This window comes from Pedobacter sp. 01T416_2 (assembly GCF_056398925.1).
The window spans coordinates 1-1,075 of record NZ_JBFTQI010001207.1 but is presented as its reverse complement, the minus strand read 5'-3'; the positions used below and the strand labels follow the sequence as shown (position 1 = coordinate 1,075).

Annotated in this window: 1 pseudogene; it reads left to right on the top strand. The window is 39.6% G+C overall.

Annotated features, from left to right (window positions below):
• Positions 1–945: pseudogene (locus AC1DPQ_RS28590) on the top strand (hypothetical protein); the annotation flags it as partial.
• Between the last annotated feature and the right edge of the window lie 130 nt (positions 946–1,075).

Sequence of the window (1,075 nt, the reverse complement as noted above, 5' to 3'; positions counted from 1 at the left end):
GCTTTAAATGTTAGCCTTCGTTTGAAGGCCAATAAGAACATCAATTATGGTAAGATAAGTTTCAAGATCGGCAACCAGGTAGTGAAAACCTTCCAGGGGATTAACCTGGCAGAGAATACCATCAATACGATGAATTTTCTTCTTCCGGTTGAAGATTTAGCCAAAATTAAAACCAGCCAGAATAAATTAGAAGCTGTTTTTTCATCAGAAGCGAATGAATATTCAAAAGGACAGGTATTAATTCAGTATCCTCATTTGCCAACACTACAGTATTTTGTTCCGGCCACAACCTGGTTGATTAAAGGAGATACAAAGGTGCTGGCGAAAAAAGTTGGGTATATTGAAGGGGCTGGAGATCTGATCCCTGAGTTTTTAAGACAGGCAGGTTTGCAGGTTGATGTATTAACAGAAGCAGATATCCTGAACTCAGCAAAACTGGCAAGTTACGATGCCGTGGTAACAGGAGTAAGGGTAATCAATACCGAAAAAAGAATTAAAAACTGGCAAACTGCTTTGCGCGGTTACGTAGAAAACGGTGGAACCATTGTGATGCAGTACAATACCACCCAAGATATGGCGCTACAGGATTTTGGTGTTTATCCGTTTAGCATCAGTGGTAAAAGGGTGACCGAAGAAAATGCAGAAGTTAAATTTTTAAAACCTGAACATAAACTGTTAAACTACCCAAATAAAATTACTGCTGACGATTTTAAAGGATGGGTGCAGGAGCGCGGTGCTTATTTCCCTGATAAATGGGATGCTAAGTACGAACCGCTTTTCGAGATGCACGATACCGATGAAGAACCGCTTCAAGGATCGACCCTGTATGCAAAATATGGCAAAGGGAATTTTATTTATACACCATTAGCATTTTTCAGGCAATTGCCTGCCGGAAATGTTGGCGCAGCCAGATTGTTCTTTAACTTTTTATCGGCTGGGAAGTGATGAAAAATCAATTCAAAAACTGGAATACCTGGTATATTTTACTCGCTTTGGCGCTGGTATTTCAGATTGTATTTTATTACCTGTTTACTAAATTCTGGGCATGAGTAATATCGATTGGGCAGTACTGATA